The 419-nt window shown below is 33.2% G+C and carries 1 protein-coding gene; it reads left to right on the top strand.

Annotated elements, in window-relative coordinates; translation table 11 throughout:
• Nucleotides 1–396: transposase (locus IRZ99_RS21125; protein ID WP_194659349.1), on the top strand; the 396-nt coding region annotated here is incomplete at its 5' end.
• Nucleotides 397–419: the final 23 nt, after the last annotated feature.

Raw genomic sequence — 419 nt, 5'->3', positions numbered from 1 at the left:
AGCAGATATGTGCTTTATAAATCCCGCGAAAAATGGACCCAAAGTCAAAACCAAAGAGCACGACTCTTATTTGAATTATATCCCGATCTAAAGAAAGCTTATAACTTATGCCAACAACTCAGAGGAATTTATAATAACAACAATAATAAACATATTGCTATGACCAAACTGGCACATTGGTATAGAAATGTAGAGGCATCAGGTTTTAAAAACTTCAATATCTTACTTAATAGCATAACTTTTAACTACCAGTCGATCCTAAACTATTTTGATAACAGAAGTACTAATGCTTCGGCTGAATCTTTCAATGCGAAAATAAAAGCATTTAGAGCACAATTTAGAGGAGTGAGAAAAATAGATTTCTTCTTGTTCAGATTATCCAATCTTTTTGCTTAATCCCCAACTTTTGCACCTGATCC

It is taken from the genome of Flavobacterium sp. LC2016-12, from assembly GCF_015351595.1.
Classification (GTDB): domain Bacteria; phylum Bacteroidota; class Bacteroidia; order Flavobacteriales; family Flavobacteriaceae; genus Flavobacterium.
The sequence above is the reverse complement of the archived record's forward strand: the minus strand, read 5'-3'. Positions and strand labels throughout refer to the sequence as shown.